11 protein-coding genes are annotated in these 17,540 nt (G+C 70.5%); 6 read left to right on the top strand and 5 right to left on the bottom strand.

Annotated elements, in window-relative coordinates:
* Positions 1–20 precede the first annotated feature (20 nt).
* The 5 genes from HS109_13715 to HS109_13695 all read left to right on the top strand — a co-directional run bounded on the left by HS109_13715 (position 21) and on the right by HS109_13695 (position 10,063).
* Entirely contained in the window at positions 21–665 is a 645-nt protein-coding gene (locus HS109_13715; protein ID MBE7523426.1) for a periplasmic heavy metal sensor, read from the top strand.
* Positions 666–959: 294 nt separating this feature from the next.
* On the top strand, positions 960–3,266 hold the full coding sequence (locus tag HS109_13710; protein MBE7523425.1) for a DUF1800 domain-containing protein: 2,307 nt from the start codon (positions 960–962) through the stop codon (positions 3,264–3,266).
* A 9-nt stretch (positions 3,267–3,275) separates the two neighbouring features.
* Positions 3,276–4,646, top strand: a complete 1,371-nt coding sequence (locus tag HS109_13705) for a DUF1501 domain-containing protein (GenBank protein MBE7523424.1) — start codon at positions 3,276–3,278, stop codon at positions 4,644–4,646.
* A gap of 438 nt (positions 4,647–5,084) precedes the next feature.
* A complete protein-coding gene (locus HS109_13700; GenBank protein MBE7523423.1) occupies positions 5,085–8,675 on the top strand; it encodes a DUF1800 family protein in 3,591 nt (1,196 codons plus the stop codon).
* A 2-nt stretch (positions 8,676–8,677) separates the two neighbouring features.
* The gene (locus HS109_13695) at positions 8,678–10,063 is read left to right on the top strand and encodes a DUF1501 domain-containing protein (protein MBE7523422.1); all 1,386 of its coding nucleotides are present in this window, start codon (positions 8,678–8,680) and stop codon (positions 10,061–10,063) included.
* Positions 10,064–10,200: 137 nt separating this feature from the next.
* Here HS109_13695 and HS109_13690 read toward each other — a convergent pair whose 3' ends face one another.
* Both HS109_13690 and HS109_13685 read right to left on the bottom strand, forming a co-directional pair.
* On the bottom strand, positions 10,201–11,985 hold the full coding sequence (locus HS109_13690) for a hybrid sensor histidine kinase/response regulator (protein MBE7523421.1): 1,785 nt from the start codon (positions 11,983–11,985) through the stop codon (positions 10,201–10,203).
* Between the two features lie 8 nt (positions 11,986–11,993).
* Entirely contained in the window at positions 11,994–12,638 is a 645-nt protein-coding gene (locus HS109_13685) for a response regulator transcription factor (protein ID MBE7523420.1), read from the bottom strand.
* 254 nt (positions 12,639–12,892) lie between these two features.
* On the opposite strand from HS109_13685, the gene HS109_13680 reads away from it, so the two are divergent.
* Complete coding sequence (locus tag HS109_13680; protein ID MBE7523419.1) at positions 12,893–13,846, top strand: aldo/keto reductase; 954 nt, start codon at positions 12,893–12,895, stop codon at positions 13,844–13,846.
* A 16-nt stretch (positions 13,847–13,862) separates the two neighbouring features.
* Here HS109_13680 and HS109_13675 read toward each other — a convergent pair whose 3' ends face one another.
* The 3 genes from HS109_13675 to HS109_13665 all read right to left on the bottom strand — a co-directional run bounded on the left by HS109_13675 (position 13,863) and on the right by HS109_13665 (position 17,495).
* A complete protein-coding gene (locus HS109_13675) occupies positions 13,863–15,023 on the bottom strand; it encodes an ABC transporter permease (protein ID MBE7523418.1) in 1,161 nt (386 codons plus the stop codon).
* 68 nt (positions 15,024–15,091) lie between these two features.
* The gene (locus HS109_13670; GenBank protein MBE7523417.1) at positions 15,092–15,838 is read right to left on the bottom strand and encodes an ABC transporter ATP-binding protein; all 747 of its coding nucleotides are present in this window, start codon (positions 15,836–15,838) and stop codon (positions 15,092–15,094) included.
* 85 nt (positions 15,839–15,923) lie between these two features.
* A complete protein-coding gene (locus HS109_13665) occupies positions 15,924–17,495 on the bottom strand; it encodes an efflux RND transporter periplasmic adaptor subunit (protein ID MBE7523416.1) in 1,572 nt (523 codons plus the stop codon).
* Between the last annotated feature and the right edge of the window lie 45 nt (positions 17,496–17,540).

The raw sequence follows: 17,540 nt of genomic DNA, 5'->3' as shown, positions 1-17,540 counted from the left end.
CCCCCGGCGGAAACGTCTGGTTGCAGTCGGCGAGGGCCACCGGGGAAACCCCCGGTCCGGATCACGGTCGTAGTCATCGAGTCCGGTGCCTTGCACCGGCCGATCCCCCCACGAAAGGAGATGCCATGAATGCACGTATCCCATCGATCGCCCGCCCGATGCAGGTCGCGGCCGCGATCGTCTTCGGCCTCGGCGTCGCGGCTTCGGGCGGCGCTGCCGCCGGTGGCCCCATGCGCGGCGCGGCCGGCGGCCCCGTCGGCGGCCCTCCCGGCGCGCCGGGCGGCATGATCGAGCACGTGCTTGCGTCGATGAAGGACCGGCTCGCGCTCGACTCCTCGCAGCAGGTGATGTTCGATCGGATCCGGGCCCAGACGGTCGCGGCGCACGACCAGGCGTCGGCCATGCGTGCGGACGTCCGCGCCAAGGTCGACGCCGAACTGGCGAAGGCCGAACCCGACCTCGCGGCCGTCAGCGCGTTCTTCGACAACGCGGAGGAGCAGGGGCGCGCCGCGCGGCGCCAGATTCGCGATCAATGGCTCACGTTCTACGCCAACCTGCGCGCCGACCAGAAGGCGATCGTGCGCGACGCGATCCGTGAACGCATCGCCCGCATGGACGACATGCACGACCGCATGCGGGGTCGCATGCAGCATCGCGCGTCCTGACAGGGGAACTCTCCTGCGCGCCCGCCGCCGCGGCACCCCGCGCCGGCGGGCGCGTCCTCGTTCGGACGACTGTCCAGCACAGGAGCCGATCCCGGAGCATGCGCGCCGTGGGCAGGCGGAAGCGATGGATGGTCGACTCCACGCAGGGTGCCCGGCCCGGGTTCTTCTGGCCGGCGGCGGGGCAGGCGATCGCCCCTTGCACTGCACAGCAATCCGGTTTAGGGTTATGACGTTGGCATAGTGCTGCCGCCAACCCCCCCGAGGATGCGCGCCCGCCCCGAAACCGCCCGCCTGTTGACCCTGCGCCAGGATGCCGGGTTCGAATCGGCCCCCGCGCCGCTGACCGCGTTGCGCGTGATGGGCTGGGCCGCGGGTGTCGCGCTGTGGCTCGCGCTCGCCTTCGTCGCCGGGGCGACGACGATGGGCGCGACCGAGCCGGCGGCCGCCGCGAAGCGTCCTTCCGGTACGACGACCTGGTCGCGGCTCAAGCCTTCCACGCCCACGCCGCCGCGCGCCTCGATGGGCCCGCTCGCCGTGCCATCGCGCGGGGCGCGCGCCAAGGCGGCATCCACGGTCGATGTGTACCGGATGTTCAACCGGTCGACCGGCGTGCACTTCTACACCGCGAGCGCCACGGAACGCGCGTTCGTGCTCGCGACCTGGCCGCAGTTCGCCGACGAGGGCGCGGTGTGGCGCGCGCTGGGTGCCGCCGACGCGGGGTCGGTGCCGGTCTGGCGTTTCTTCAACCGGGACACCGGCGCGCATTTCTACACGACGAGCGATGCCGAGCGGGCGCGCATCCTCGCCACCTGGCCGCAGTTCGCCGACGAGGGCGTCGCGTTCCACGCCTATCCGGGCGATGCCTTCGATCGGGTGCCGGTGCACCGTTTCTACAACAACCGGACCCGCACCCACTTCTACACGGCCGACGAGACCGAGCGCGACTTCGTCGCGCAGAGCTACCCGTGGTTCGCGTACGAGGGTATCGCCTACTTCGCGCTCGCCCCCGAGCGCGGAGCAGAAGCCGCGGCGCGGCGCGACGCGTTCCGGCTGGTCGATCAGGCGACCTTCGGCGCGACGCCCGCGGAAGTCGATCGCGCGCTGGCGATGGGCGCCGCCGCGTGGGTCGACGACCAGCTCGCGCGACCGGCGACCGGATATCCGAAATCGACCTACTACTACGAATCGCTGGACGAGAGCGCCAACTGCTCGTTCTCGGCGGCACGCGACACGCCGATCTACCGCTGCGCGATCGACCATCTGACGCTGTTCAAGCTGCGCTCGCAGTTCTTCACCAACGCGCTCGCCGGACCCGATCAGCTCCGGCAACGCGTCGCCTTCGCGCTGTCGCAGATCCTCGTCGTGTCCGGCATGAAGGATCCGGACATGGAGACCGCCTACGTGCAGGCGCGCTGGCACCAGATGCTGGCCGACTACGCGTTCGGCAACTTCGAGGGATTGCTCTACGCGGCGACGCTGTCGCCGGCGATGGGGCACTACCTCGACATGGTGAACAACGCCAAGGCCGATCCGGAGGCCGGAACCGAGCCCAACGAGAACTACGCGCGCGAACTCCTGCAGCTCTTCTCGATCGGGACGATCGAGTTGAAGCGCGACGGCACGCTGCTCATGGACGCGCTGGGGCAGCCGATCCTGACCTACGGGCAGCCGGAGGTGAAGGCGCTCGCCCGCGCGCTGACCGGCTGGGCCTACGCGCCCTATCCGGGCACGCCGCCCAAGCACGACGAGGAGCAGCGCTACTACGGCGCGCCGATGGTGGCGAAGCCCAACGACCACGACTCCGGCACGAAGCGCCTGCTCTTCGGCATCGGCTTGCCTGCGGGGCAGTCGCCGGACGCCGACGTGCGCGGCGCGATCCGCAACATCTTCCTGCACCCGAACGTCGGGCCGTTCATCGGCCGCCAGTTGATCCGCCATCTCGTCACCGGTTCGCCATCGCCCGCGTACGTCGACCGGGTGGCGGCGGTGTTCGACGACGATGGCGCGGGCATGCGCGGCAACCTGAAGGCCGTGGTGCGCGCGATCCTGCTCGACCCGGAGGCGCGCGCCGCGCCCGACGGCAACCCGCGCTACGGGCGCTTCCGCGAACCGGTGCTCTACGTGACCGCGTTCCTGCGCGCGATGGGGGCTGCGAGCGACGGGATCGAACTCGACGAGGTGACCCGGGCGATGGGCCAGAACCTCTACTACGCCCCATCGGTGTTCAACTACTTCCCGGCGGAGTACCGGATTCCGGGAACCGACGTGGTCGCGCCGACGATGGGCATCCACAACACCAACACGGTGCTCGCGCGGAGCAACTTCGCCTACTGGATGCTGTGGGAGGGCGGCATCGACCGCGACGACGAGATCGCGAACTCGATCGGGACGAAGATCGACATCGCGCCCTTCGTCGCGCTCGCGGGCGACCCGCGCAAGCTCGCCGACGCGCTCGACCTGCGGTTCTTCGGCGGCGCGATGCCCGCCGCGATGAAGGGCACGATCTACGACGCGCTCGTCCGCATCGACGACGTACGCGAGCGGGCGCGCACCGGTCTGTTCCTCGTCGTCACGTCGTTCCAGTACCAGGTCGCGCGGTAGGACGAGGACATGCGACACATCGACCCGCTCCGCCGCCGCCTGCTCCTGTCGGCCGGCGGAATCACCGCCGCGGGCCTCGTGCCGCGGCTCGCGAGCTTCGCGCTGCCGCGGGCGAGCGCGCAGGTGCCTCCGCCCGACTACAAGGCGCTGGTGTGCGTCTTCCTGTACGGCGGCGCCGACAGCAACGACATGGTCGTACCCTACGACGACTACGCCGCGTACGACGCGGTGCGCGGACGCACGTCGATGGGGCTCTCGCGCGACGAACTGGTGCCGATCACGCCGAAGTCGCCGGGCGCGCGCTTCGGCCTCCATCCCGAACTCGGCGGCCTCGCGCCGCTGTTCTCCGGCGGCAAGCTCGCCGTCGTCTGCAACACCGGGCCGCTCATCGGGCCGCTGACGCGCGCGAGCTACCTCAACGGCGGCAGGGCGCCGCGCAACCTGTTCTCGCACTCGGACCAGCAGCTCCAGTGGCAGGGGCTCGTGCCGGGGGCGCTGGTGAACACCGGCTGGGGTGGGCGCATCGCCGATCGCACCGGCGCGGGCAACCCGACGCTCGCGATTCCCGGCGTCATTTCGCTCGACGGCGATGCGCTCTTCACGGTCGGCGAGACGACGGTGCCGCTCGCGCTGCCCGACGACGGCGGCAACGGCCTCGCCGGCGACACCGACTCCGGCTACGGCCGGATACGGCTCGACGCGATGCGGCAACTCCTCGCGGTCGACCGCGAGAACATCATCGTCGCGAAGGCCGCCGACACGATGGACCTCGCGCTCAAGAGCGCCGAGACGGTGAACCGCGCGATCCACGCCGACCTGCCCGTGGTCGACACGGCGTTCGACGGCGTCTACTCCGGGCTCGCCGACCAGCTGCGACGCGTCGCCACGCTGATCGCCGGCCGCACCGCGCTCGGCGTCAGGCGCCACCTGTTCTTCACCGCGATGGGCGGATACGACACGCACGCGAGCCAGCGCGGTGAACTCGCGCGGCGGCTCGACGAGCTGGGCCCCGCGCTCGCGGCCTTCCAGCGCGCGGTGGACGCCCTGGGCGTCGCGGCGCAGGTGACGACGTTCACGCTGTCGGACTTCAGCCGCACCTTCCGCGTGAACGCGAACGACGGGACCGACCACGCGTGGGGCAGCCATCAGTTCGTGATGGGCGGGGCGGTGAAAGGCGGCGCGTTCTACGGGACGTTTCCGGCGCTCGTCGTCGGCGGCCCCGACGACGCCGGCGACGAAGGGCAGTGGATCCCGACCACCGCGCTCGACCAGGTCGGCGCGACGCTCGCCCGGTGGTTCGGAGTGCCGCCGGCCGAACTTCCGCAGGTATTCCCGAGTCTCCCGGCGTTCGCCGCGCAGGACCTGGGCTTCCTCGGCTGACCCGCCGCGCCCGTCCGGTCCATTCCCACGTCATATTTGTTTTGTGTCCCGGCGGCCGAACCTGCGCGGGCGCCGGCGGGCGGCGATCCGCCATGGCGTCTCGCGCGCACCATCGGTCGCCCTCCTTGGGCATGCAGGTGATTCTGGCGTCATGAAGTGTGGGTTACGATGCACGAACCCATGTCGCATGTACGGCTATACATGTTGTGGAAACAACAAGTTATAGACGAACGTTCACGAGAAGAGCGCAGAAAGCTCCCTCCAGAGGCATGCTGACCTCCGAATCGATGAACGGGGCTTGATTCCCAAGTTATGCCGATGGAATAATCCGCCATGCGGGTCGCGGCGCGCATCGCGGCGATCCGGCGGAAACCACGGCAGGGGAGGTCCGTAGCGATGCGTCAGGCCCAGGGCAATCCACGCACACCCCGCGCGTCCGTGCGCGCGTTCATCGCGGCCGTCTCGCTGGCGCTTGGCGCCATCGCGGGGACCGCTGCGGCGCAGACGGCGTCTCCGGTGTTCCGGTTCTTCAACTCGCAGACCGGCACGCACTTCTACACGATCAATCAGGCGGAGCGCGATTTCGTGCTCGCGCGCTATCCACAGTTCCTCTACGAAGGCCCCGCGTACTTCGCGTACCCGAGCGCCAAGTCGGGCAACCTGCCCGTGTACCGGTTCTTCAACACCCGGACCGGCACGCACTTCTACACCCAGTCGGAATCCGAGAAGAACTTCGTCCTCGCGACCTATCCGGTGTTCGCGTTCGAAGGTCCCGCCTACTGGGCGCCCGCCTCCGCGGGCCCCGGCAGCGTTCCGCTCTACCGGTTCTTCAACGGCGCGACCGGCGCGCACTTCTTCACCACCAACACCGCCGAGCGCGACCTGGTGCTGAAGAGCTATCCGTCGTTCATGTACGAGGGCGTGGCCTACCAGGTGCTTCCGGCCGGTGGCGCGACGCCGGTCAACCAGGCGCCGGTCACCAAGCTGACGGTGTCGCCCGGCAGCGTCCCGACCGTGCCCGCCATCGTGACGCTCACGGCGACCGCGACCGACAGCGATGGTTCCGTGATGCGGGTCGAGTACTACCTCGGCTCCGACCTGATCGGCACGACCCTCGTCGCGCCGCACACGATGAATTTCCCGATCACCGAGCCGGGGACCTACGGTTTCCGCGCGGTGGCGTACGACAATCTCGGCATGCCGGGTTCGAGCAGCACGGTCAACGTGACCGCGGGTTCGTCGTCGACCAACCAGCCGCCGATGGTGACGATCTCGGTGTCGCCCGATTCGCTGCCCTCGCCCGGGCAGCTGACGCTCACCGCCACGGCGGTCGACAACGACGGCACGGTCACGAAGGTCGTGTTCTTCGACAACGGTTCGAAGATCGGCGAGGTCACCTCCTCGCCGTTCGTCCTCAACTACAACGCAGCGACCGCGAAGCTCTACCGGTTCAGCGCCACCGCGTACGACGACAAGGGCGCCTCCGCGTCGTCGCCGCAGAAGTCCGTCCTGGTCGGTCCCGGCGCCAATGCGGCGCCCAAGGTGACGCTGGCGGCCTCGCCGGATTCGCTCCCCGGGCCCGGCGCCATCATGCTCACCGCGAATGCGACCGACGAGGACGGAACGATCGCCAAGGTCGCCTTCTACCAGAACGGCACCAAGATCGCCGAAGTGACTTCCGCGCCGTTCAAGACCACGTTCAACGCGCCGTCGAACGCGGTCTACCGGTTCACCGCCATCGCCACCGACAATCTCGGCGCGACCGCGACGAGCGCCGACGTCAACGTGTCGGTCGGATCGACGACCAACATCGCGCCGAAAGTGTCGCTGAGCGTGTCGAGCACCCAGATCCCGTTCCCGGGCACGGTGACGATGACCGCGACGGCGAGCGACGACGACGGCACGATCGCGCGGGTGCGGATCTACCAGAACGGCACGCAACGCGCGGACATCACCACGCCGCCCTACACCTTCGCCTACACGACCACCGTGCCCGGCGTCTACAAGTTCAAGGCGACGGCCTACGACAACAAGGGCGCGTCCACGTCGACCGCGGAAATCGACGTCACCTCGGGCAACGCGCAGCAGCTCAACAAGAAGCCGACCGTGTCGCTCTCGCTCTCGCAGACGCTGGTCATGCAGCCCGCGACGGTGACGCTGACGGCCACCGCCGCCGACCCGGACGGAACGATCACCCGGGTTCGCTTCTACCGCAACGGCGCGAACATCGGCGAGAAGACCGCGGCCCCGTTCACGATGACCGACGCGATCGCCGCGAACGGCCAGACCCGCTACCGCGCCGACGCGACCGACAACACCGGCAACGTCAGCACGACGCTGGACCAGGTGGTCTCGGCGCAGACGCCGCCGGCATCCGCGCCCCGCAGCGCGGACGTCTGGCGCCTGCTGAACCAGGCCACCTTCGGCGCGTCGCAGGCGGAGGCGGCGAACGTCGCCGCGAAGGGAGGCGTCACCGCCTGGGTCGACGACCAGCTCGCGAAACCCCTGTCGTCGGGCTACCCGTCGACGCGATACAACCGCATCCAGCTGAGGGAGTCCGACGACTGCACGACCAAGGATCCGCTCGGCCAGAGCTATCCGTCTAACTCGGCCCCGGCGACCTGCGTTCGCGACCACCTCTCGCTCGCGATGGTGCAGCGCGATTTCTTCACCAACGCGATGACCAGGCCCGACCAGCTCCGGCAGCGCGTCGCCTGGGCGCTCTCGCAGATCCTCGTGATCTCGGGGATCGAGAACGACCTGTCGAAGGCGCACGTGATGGCGCGCTACCAGCAGATCATGTTCGAGGAGGCGTTCGGCAACTTCGAGACCATCCTCCGCCGGATCACGCTGTCGCCGGCGATGGGCAACTGGCTCGACTCGGTGAACAACGACCGTCCCGACGCCGCGAAGGGCCGCGTGCCGAACGAGAACTACGCGCGCGAGATCCTGCAGCTCTTCAGCATCGGCCTCATCGAGCTCAAGTCGGACGGGACGCCGCTCCTCGACGCGAACGACGAGGAGATCTCGACCTACGACCAGGACGACATCAAGCAGTTCGCGCGGGTGTTCACCGGATACACCTACGCGAACCCGGACGGGAGCCCGATCACGAAGAAGAACGGCGTCTACTACGGGGCCGACATGGGCGTGTACCCGGGGACCGCGACCACCGGCCACGACACGGACGCGAAGACGCTCCTCGACGTCACGTCGGACGGCAACGCGAATCCGACGGTGCTGCCCGCCGGCCAGACGCCGCAGCAGGACATCGACGGCGCGGTCAAGAACGCCTTCATGCACCCGAACACCGGGCCGTTCATCAGCAAGCAGCTCATCCAGCGCCTGGTCACCGGCAATCCGACGCCGGCCTACGTGCAGCGCGTCGCCGCGAAGTTCGCGAACAACGGCTCTGGGGTTCGCGGCGATCTGAAGGCGGTGGTGCGGGCCATCCTGCTCGACCCCGAGGCGCGCGGCCCCGCGAAGACCGACCCGGCGTTCGGCACGCTGCGCGAACCGGTGCTGATGATCACCGGCCTGGTGCGGGCCTTGAACGGCGTCACCGACGGATCCGCACTCGGCGACCGGGCGGCGAACCTGGCGCAGCGGCCGTACTACGCGCCCTCCGTGTTCAACTACTTCCCGCCGGACGCGACGATTCCCGGCACGTCGATCCTCGCGCCCGAGTTCGGGATCTTCAACAGCAACGCCGCGGTCGCGCGGACCAACCTCGTGTACTCGCTGGTGTACGGCGGCATCTCGCCGGACGCGAATCTCGCCGATGCGACGGGAACGAGGCTCAACACGATCCAGTTCGAGCCGCTCGCGACCGACGCCGCGCTCCTGACCGACAAGGTGAGCGAGGTGCTGCTGGGCGGTCCGCTGCCCGCCGAGGCGCGCACCGCGGTGATCACCGCCGTCAACGCGATCGCGCTCTCGGCGACGCCGACCGCGCAGCAGAAGACGGACCGGGCCCGGATGGCGACCTACCTGATCGCCGCGTCGAACCACTACCAGATCCAGCGCTGACCATGAGCACGAACCGCCGACAATTCCTCGCACGCACGAGCGCGCTCACCGGCGCGGCGATGGCCGGCAGCTTCGGCCGCTACGGCATTCCGTCCGCGCAGGCGCAGTCCGGAGGCGACTACAAGGCGCTGGTCTGCCTGTTCCAGTTCGGGGGCGCGGACAGCAACAACATGATCGTGCCGAAGTCCGACTACGCGCAGTACGGCCTCGTCCGGACCGCGGCGTCGCAGGTCGGCATTCCCGAGGACCAGCTGCTGGTCGTGAGCGCGGCGCGGCAGGGCGGCAAGCAATACGGCTTCCACCCGAACATGGCGCCGCTCAAGGCGCTCTACGATGCCGACAAGCTCGCGGTGGTGGCGAATGCCGGCACGCTGATCGCGCCGATCACGATGGCCGACTACAAGGCCGGCAAGAACCGGCCGCCCAACCTGTTCTCGCACTCGGACCAGCAGATGCTCTGGCAGGGCCTTCTGCCCACCGACATCATCAAGACCGGCTGGGGCGGGCGCCTGGCCGACAAGCTGGTCGCGAAGAACGCTGGCCAGAAGGTGCCGACGATGGTGTCGGTGTCCGGCACGCAACTCTTCAATTCCGGCCATGACACGACGCCGTTCGTGATCCCGAGCAACGGCGGCGTCCTGCTCTCCGGACAGGGCGGCGACCCGGTCAGCATGGCGCGCTACAACGCATTGCGCGCCCTGATGGGCACGGGCGGCGGGAGCACGCTGTTCGACGCGGCCGCCTCGATCCTCGAGGACGCGCTCGTCGCAGCGGAGGCCGCCAACCCGTTCCTGACCGCCAACCCGGCGCCGTCGGTCATCACCAACGCGTTCACCGTGGACGGGGCGCTGCTCAACACCGGGCTCGCGCAACAGCTTCGGCAGGTCGCGCGCCTGATCGAGGCGCGCGCCACGCTCGGGGTCAAGCGCCAGTTCTTCATGGTGAACATCGGCGGCTGGGACACGCACGCGAACATCCTGACCGCCGAGGGCAACCTGCTCACCCAGATGTCGCAGGCGATGGCGGCGTTCTACAAGTACACGGTCGACGCGGGCGTCGCCAACATGGTCACGACGTTCACGATGTCGGACTTCAACCGCACCTTCATCGGCAACCAGTCGATCGGAACCGACCACGCCTACGGCGGCAACTATCTCGTGATGGGCGGCGCGGTGAAGGGCGGCGACATCTACGGCACCTACCCGGCCCTCGTGCTCAAGGGCGCCGACGACACCGGCAGCAACGGCGCCTGGCTGCCGACGACGTCGGTCGACCAGATCGGCAACACGCTCGCGACGTGGTTCGGCATGTCGTCCTCCGACATTTCCTACGCGTTCCCGAACCTCGCCAACTGGTCGGCGGGCGTGCGCAACGTCGGATTCCTCTGACCGAGGCGATCAACGGCCCCCGCGGTCCTGCAGCCCCACCCTCCCGGCGGAGCGCCCCCCGCGACGCCGGTGCAGGACCGCAACTTCCACGACGCCGGTCGGCATTCCCGACCGGCGTCGCGCGTTCGGGACCCCGCTCAGCGCGCGGCGAGTCCTGCGACGAGATTCGACGCCGCCGCCTCGAGCGACGCCGGCACGACCGGCTTGGGCAGGAGCAGATGGCCGGCCTCCCGCACCTCGCGTGCCGCGACTTCGCGCAGATCGCCGCTGACCACGAGTGCGGGCACCGGCTCGCCGAATTCGCGCCGCAACCGTTCGATCGCCGCGAGGCCGCTCGCCTCGCCGGCGAGGCGCAGGTCGGCGATGATGAGGTCCGGATAGCGTTCGACCTCGCCCAGCGCCGCGAGGACGTCGTCCGCGTGCGCGCCGCCCGCGACGTCCGCGCCCCAGCTCGAGAAGAGCGCGCGCAGTCCCTCGACCGCCGCGGGGTCGTCGTCGATCACGGCGATGCATGCGCCGGCGAGCGACTCGGAACGATGGCCCGCGCGCGCGCGCATCGGCGGCGCGTCGGCGGCACGCGGCGCGACGATGGAGAAGCGCGAGCCGTGCCCCGGGCGGCTGACGAGCGCCAGGCGGTGCCCGAGCAGGGCGGCGAAACGCCGCACGATGGCGAGCCCGAGACCCATGCCTCCGGGATGCGGGCGGTCCGCGCGCCCCGGCACCTGGAAGAATTCGTCGAAGATCCGGTCGCGATGTTCGGATGCGATGCCGACACCGCTGTCGACGACCTCGATCGCGACTTCCGCTCCCCTGCGGCGCGCGCCGACCACGACGCCGCCGGCGCGTGTGTAGCGAAGCGCGTTCGACACCAGGTTGCGCAGCATCCGTTCGAGCAGCACGGGGTCGGACTCGACCGCGAGGCGCGTGCGCGCGACCACCAGTGCGAGGCCGCGTGCCGCGGCTTCGACGCCGAATTCCTCGCCGACGCGGGCGAAGAGCGGTGCGAGAGGCACGCGTTCGCGCGTGGGCTCGAGCGCGCCGGCTTCCAGGCGCGACAGGTCGATCAGTTGCGCGAACTGCGCCTCGAGCGCGCCCAGGGCGGCGCTCACGCTCGCGACGAGCGGCGCGAGGTCGGCGTCGCGCGTGCGTCGTGCGAGTGCGGCGACGAAGAGGCCGAGGGCATGCAGCGGCTGGCGCAGGTCGTGACTCGCGGCCGCGAGCAACTGGCTCTTCGCGCGATCGGCGTTCTCCGCGGCGGCGCGGGCGTCGAGCGCGGCGCGGGTGCGGGCCTTGAGTTCGGCGATGAGGTCGGTGTTGCGGTGCCGCGTCGCGAGCGCGTCGGTGAGAACGTCGTTCAGCCGGTGGCCGAACGCGAGGACGAAGCCCAGCACGACCGACATCACGATCGCGGTCGACAGGTGCACCGGATCGCCCTCCAGGCCCACGCGCACGACGAGCGGCACCAGCGCCGGGAGTACGAAGCCGTAGAACGCCGGCTTGTACACCGCCGTGAGGTTGAGTCCGCCGAGCACGACGCCGAACAGGCACACGATCGACAATGCCTGGTGCGGTGGCGAGGGCGGAAACATCGCCACCGCGGCGGCGCCCCACAGCGCGCCCGCGGCCGCCGACCCCATCGACCAGTAGCGTCCCCAGCGCCGTGCGGCGGAGAGTCCGGGCCGCGCCGCGAGCCACGCCCGGACGAGGAGCGCACGCCAGGCCTGGTTCGCCGCGATCAGCGCCACCCAGGCGATCATCAGCGACGCGGGTGCTTCGCTGCCGAGCACGAGGCAGTACAGCGCCGCGCCGAACAGCATCGAGGCGGTGGCCCGTGGCCAACCCGCATAGAGCGTCGCGACCTGGTCGGCGCGCGCGCGGGCGAGCGGAGAGGTCGTCCCGAGCGCGGAGGCGGGCGCATCCACCGGGACGCTCAGAGCGCGCGAATCGAACCGGCATCCACACCCCGTCGCGCGAGCTCCACGATCGCCTGTGTGCGCGTGTGGACGTTCAAGGCCTTCAGGATGGCCGAGACATGGACCTTGACCGTGCCTTCGGAGAGCGCGAGGTCGCGGCAGATGCGCTTGTTCGGCATGCCCTGCACGAGCAGGCGCAGCACGTCGGACTGGCGCTGGGTGAATCCGACGGACAGTCCCGTCGGCCATTCGCGCGCCGGCTGCGCGCGCGGGTCCGACGCGCAGGCCACCGGCCGCCTGCCGGCGAGCGCGGCCTTCACGGCGGCGACGACTTCCGCGGCATCGGCGCGCTTCGCGACGTAGCCGCGCGCGCCCGCGGCCAGCGCGCCGTCGATCGTCGCGCGGTCGTGGGTCGCGGAGAGCACGACGATCGGCAGGCGCGGATGGTCGCGGCGCAGCTCGACCAGGTACATGAGGCCCCGCGTGCCCGGCAGCGCGAGGTCGAGAAGCAGGGCGTCGCAGTCCGGATGCGCCGCGAGCAGGCGCGTGGCTTCGTCGCGCGAGGCCGCGCACCAGAGCGTCCAGCGCGGCTCGGCCTCCGCGACGTAGCGCGCGAGCGCCTCGAGGATCAGCGGGTGGTCGTCGACGACGATGAGCTTCATGGCGGTCTCCCTCGGTGGGACCCCGGTCGGGCCACGCGAGACACCTTAGGACGAAGGCTCGCGCAACGCACCTGTCAGTCCTGACAGGGGTCGCGTGCCGTGGCGCGCGCGGATTGCCGTGGGATGCCAGCGACTTGCGGCGCCGACTTCGCGTCGGATCTCCGCCCGCGACTACGACCGATGGCCTAGACCGGACGTCCGATGGCGGGCGGTATGATCCTGCCGATCCGTCCTCACGCGAACGCTCCCCTGCCATGCAACGACGACCCCTCGGCCGCTCCGGCCTCCTCGCCGCGCCGCTCGCGCTCGGCGGCAACGTGTTCGGCTGGACCGCCGACGAGGCGACGTCGCATTCGGTGCTCGATGCCTTCGTCGCCGGCGGCTTCAACCTGATCGACACGGCCAACTCGTATTCGCGCTGGGTGGACGGGCACTCGGGCGGCGAGTCGGAGGCCGTGATCGGCCGCTGGATCGCGAAGCGCGGACGTCACGACGACGTGCTGATCGCGACCAAGGTCGGTTCCGACACGGGCCTCGGCCACAAGTGCCTGAAGCGCGAACACATCCTCGCGGAAGTGGAAGCTTCGCTGCGGCGGCTTCGCATCGAGCGCATCGACCTCTACCAGTCGCACTGGGACGACCCGGACACGCCGCAGGACGAGACGCTCGAGGCCTACGACCGTCTGGTGCGCGCGGGCAAGGTGCGCGCGATCGGCGCGTCGAACCTCGACGCGGGTCGGCTGGCCGGCGCGCTGGCGGCGAGCCGCGCGCACGATCTGCCGCGCTACGAGACGCTGCAGCCGCACTACAACCTCGTCGTGCGCGACGCGTTCGAGGGGCCGCTTCAGGAACTCTGCGTGAAGGAGGGTCTGGGCGTGATTCCCTACTACGCGCTCGCCTCCGGCTTCCTCACCGGCAAGTACCGCTCTCCGGCGGACTTCCGCAAGAGCGCGCGCGGGCCGGGCATCGCGAAGTACCTCGACGCCAGGGGCGTGGCGGTGCTCGCGGCACTCGATCGGGTGTCCTCGCGCTGCGGCGCGACGATGGCGCAGGTCGCGCTGGCGTGGCTGATGGCGAAGCCCGGCATCGCCGCGCCGATCGCGAGCGCGACCTCGGTCGCCCAGCTGGAGGAGCTGATGGGCGCGGCGCGGCTCGCGCTGGACGCGGATGCGATGCGCGCGCTCGACGCCGCCGGCGTATCCGGTTGAACCCGGGCCTGCTGCGTCACTCGTGCCGCAGCGCGTCGATCGGCGCGAGCCGCGCGGCCTTGCGTGCCGGGTAGAAGCCGAAGAACACGCCGATCGCCGCGGCGAAGCCGAACGCGAGCAGCACCGAACCCGCGCCGAGTTCGGTGCGCCACCCGGCGAACGCGCCGACCGCGACCGACGCGATGGCCCCGAGCACGATGCCGACGAGGCCGCCGATCAGCGAGAGCGTCACCGCCTCGACGAGGAACTGCATCAGGATGTCGCGGCCCCGCGCCCCGACGGCCATGCGCAGCCCGATCTCGCGCGTGCGTTCGGTCACCGACACCAGCATGATGTTCATGATGCCGATGCCGCCGACCACGAGCGACACCGAGGCGATCGCCGCGAGCAGGATCGCGAGCACCTTCGAACTCGCCTCCTGCGCCGCGAGGACCTCGGACAGGTTGCGCACGAAGAAGTCGTCCTCCTGGTTCGCCTGCAGCTTGTGGCGCTGGCGGAGGAGGTCGCGCATCAGCTGCTCGGCCTGCCCGACGTCGGCGCCGGCGCGCACCTTGACGGTGATCGACGACACGTTGCGGTTGTGCACCTGCCGCCCGCCGAGGACGCGCTTGCGGGCGGTCGAGATCGGGATCAGCGCCACGTCGTCCTGATCCTGCCCGATCATGCTCTGCCCCTTGCGGTCGAGCACGCCGATCACCTCGTGCGGCACGTTGCGGATGCGCACGATCTCGCCGACCGCGTCGGATTCGCCGAAGAGCGTGCGCGCCACGGTCTGTCCGAGGAGCGCCACCTTGGCGGCGCCGTCCTGTTCGGCCGCGGTGAACGCGCGTCCCGAGACGAGCGGCCATTCGCGCGCGATCAGGTAGTCCGAAGTCACGCCGAGGATCTGCGTCGACCAGTTGCTGTTGCCGTAGACGACCTGCCCGGCGCCACGAAGCTGCGGCGCCGCGACCTCGATCTCGGCGATCTCCCGCGGCAGCGCGGTCGCGTCGTCCTCGGAGAGCGTGAGCTGGGAGCCGAACCCCATCCGCACGCCGCCCGAGGTGAGGTTGCCCGGCAGCACGATGATGAGATTCGATCCCAGGCTCTTGATCTGGTCCTCGACGCGCGCCTGCGCGCCTGCGCCGATGGCGGTCATCGCGATCACCGCGCCGACGCCGATGATGATGCCGAGCATCGTCAGCGCGCTGCGGAGCTTGTTGACCCGCAACGCGGCGAGCGCGATGCGGAGGGTGGCGAGGAAGCTCACGGCGGCGGGCGTTGCCAGGCGTCGCGCGCCGTGCCGGAACTTCGCGCCCCCGCCGGCGCCGACTTCGGCGAATGGCGCGCGTCGGCGACCACGTGACCGTCGCGGAACGTGATGGTCCGCGAGGCGTGGTCGGCGATGTCGGGTTCGTGGGTGACCAGCACGATCGTGATGCCCTCGCGGTTCAGTGCCTGCAGCAGCGCCATCACCTCGAGGCTCGTCGCCGAATCGAGGGCCCCGGTCGGCTCGTCGGCGAGGATCAGCTTCGGGTCGTTCACGAGCGCGCGGGCGATCGCGACGCGCTGCTGCTGGCCGCCCGAGAGCTGCGCGGGATGGTGGTCCTCGCGGTCCGCGAGCCCGACCTGCGCGAGTCGATGGCGCGCCCGCTCGTGACGTTCGACCGCCGGCACGCCGGCGTAGAGCAGAGGGAGTTCGACGTTGTCGAGCGCGGAAGTGCGCGGCAGCAGGTTGAACTGCTGGAACACGAAGCCGACCTTGCGGTTGCGGATCGAGGCGAGCGCATCGGCGTCGAGCTCCGCGACGTCCTCGCCGTCGAGTTCGTAGCGGCCGGAGGTCGGCACGTCGAGGCAGCCCACGACGTTCATGAACGTCGACTTGCCCGAGCCCGAAGGCCCCATCACCGCGACGAACTCCCCTCGTCCGATGTCGAGCGAGACGCCGGCGAGCGCGCGCACCTCGGTCTCGCCCATCCGGTAGACCTTGACGAGGTCCCGGGTGCGAATCAGCGGCGGAAGGTCGGTCATCGAATGCGCGGGAGGAGAACTGGACGGCGAAGGTCGATGCGGCAACGCATGCCGGGTCCGCCGTCGGCTAGAACGGCATCCGCGGCGCGCTCGACGCCTTCGCGGCCGGCGCGTTCGGCAACTGCGTGCCGACGATGACCTCGTCGCCTTCGGCGAGCGGACCCGAGACGACCTCGGTCGCGTTGCCGTCGGTGAGGCCGGTGCGCAGGACGACCTCCGCGGGCTTGCCGTCGACGAGCCGGTACACGCGCCCCGAGCCGCTGGTCGCACGGCCGGTCTCGGCCGCGACGATCTCCGCGTAGCGCTTCTGCTGGTCCGCGTTGAGGATCGAGGAGATCTTCTGGCGTACCTCCGCGCGCAAGCGTTCGCCGCGCTGGCGCCGGTCGGCGTCGTTCAGGTCGCGCAGTTCGGCGAAGCGGCTGCGGGACTCCGCGGTGATCTCGTCCACGCGCGCCGCCTGCGCCGCGTCGAGCTTCAAATCGTCGACGAGCTTCTGGCGGCGGGCCGCGGCGTCGCCGCCCGGGGCGCCTCCCGCCGCACCCGCCGCCTCCGGGGACGCTGACGTGCCCGCAGGACGCCAGCGCAGCGCGGCGTTCGCGACCTTGAGCACGTTCTCGCGGCTGTCGGTGACGATGCGCACGTTCGCCGTCATGCCGGGCACGAGTCGCAGGTCGGGATTGGGCGTCTCGACGATCACCGTGTAGGTGACGACGTTCTGCACGGTGGCCGCCGCCTTGCGGATCTGGTCGACCCGGCCGTCGAAGCTGCGGCCGGGCCAGGCGTCGACGCTGAAGGTCGCGCGCTGGTCGGGACGGATCTTGCCGATGTCGGTCTCGTCGATCGCGACGGCGACCTGCATCTTGCGCAGGTCCTGCGCGATCGTGAAGAGCGTCGGCGTGTTGAGGCTCGCGGCCACCGTCTGGCCGGCATCGACCTGGCGCGAGATCACCACGCCGTCGACCGGGGCGGTGATCTCGGTCTTGTCGAGGTCGTTCCGCGCCGAGGCGAGCGCCGCCTCGCGCTGCTTTGCCGTCGCCGCCGCGTTGGCGACCTGCGCGTCCGCCGACTTCACCTGCGCCTCGGCGGTGCGGACCGCTTCGTCGGCGCCCCGCGCCGTGTAGCGCGCCTTGTCGCGCTCGGCCGGCGAGATGAAACCCTTGCCCACGAGCGACTCCTTGCGTTCGAGGTCGGTCTTCGCGTCCTCGGCCGCGATGCGTGCGCGTACGGCCTGCGAGCGCATCGCCAGGGCGTCGCTCTGACGCTGCAGGTACGCGGTGCGCGCCGCCTCGAGGTCCGCTTCCGCCTGCCTCACGCGAAGCTCGTAGGACTGCGGATCGATGCGCGCGAGCAACTGGCCCTTGCGGACCACGCTGTTGAAGTCGACGAGGATCTCCTTGATCTGGCCGGAGATCGTCGAGCCGACCTGGACGGTGGTCACCGCCTGCAGCGTGCCGGAGGCCGACACCACCTGCGCGATCGAGCCCCGCTCCACCTTCGCGAGCCGCCACGCGGGCGCCGCTGCGCCGCGCGCGTACCACGACCATCCGCCCCAGGCGGCGGCAATCGCGACGGCGGCCGCGAGGGCGAGCAGGAACGGCTTCTGCCAGGGGCGGCGGCGGGAAGGTGCGGCGGAGAGCATCGGGCGTCGGAAGCGGGAGATGGGAGGAGATCGGGCGATCCACGC

The organism is Burkholderiales bacterium, assembly GCA_015075645.1.
GTDB lineage: Bacteria > Pseudomonadota > Gammaproteobacteria > Burkholderiales > Casimicrobiaceae > VBCG01.
The sequence above is the reverse complement of the archived record's forward strand: the minus strand, read 5'-3'. Positions and strand labels throughout refer to the sequence as shown.

Bases quoted from the DNA above. Each gene is read 5' to 3' on its own strand.
- HS109_13705 (MBE7523424.1), top strand. From the start codon at position 3,276: ATGCGACACATCGACCCGCTCCGCCGCCGCCTGCTCCTGTCGGCCGGC.
- HS109_13695 (MBE7523422.1), top strand. From the start codon at position 8,678: ATGAGCACGAACCGCCGACAATTCCTCGCACGCACGAGCGCGCTCACC.
- HS109_13685 (MBE7523420.1), bottom strand. From the start codon at position 12,638: ATGAAGCTCATCGTCGTCGACGACCACCCGCTGATCCTCGAGGCGCTC.
- HS109_13680 (MBE7523419.1), top strand. From the start codon at position 12,893: ATGCAACGACGACCCCTCGGCCGCTCCGGCCTCCTCGCCGCGCCGCTC.
- HS109_13675 (MBE7523418.1), bottom strand. From the start codon at position 15,023: ATGCTCGGCATCATCATCGGCGTCGGCGCGGTGATCGCGATGACCGCC.
- HS109_13665 (MBE7523416.1), bottom strand. From the start codon at position 17,495: ATGCTCTCCGCCGCACCTTCCCGCCGCCGCCCCTGGCAGAAGCCGTTC.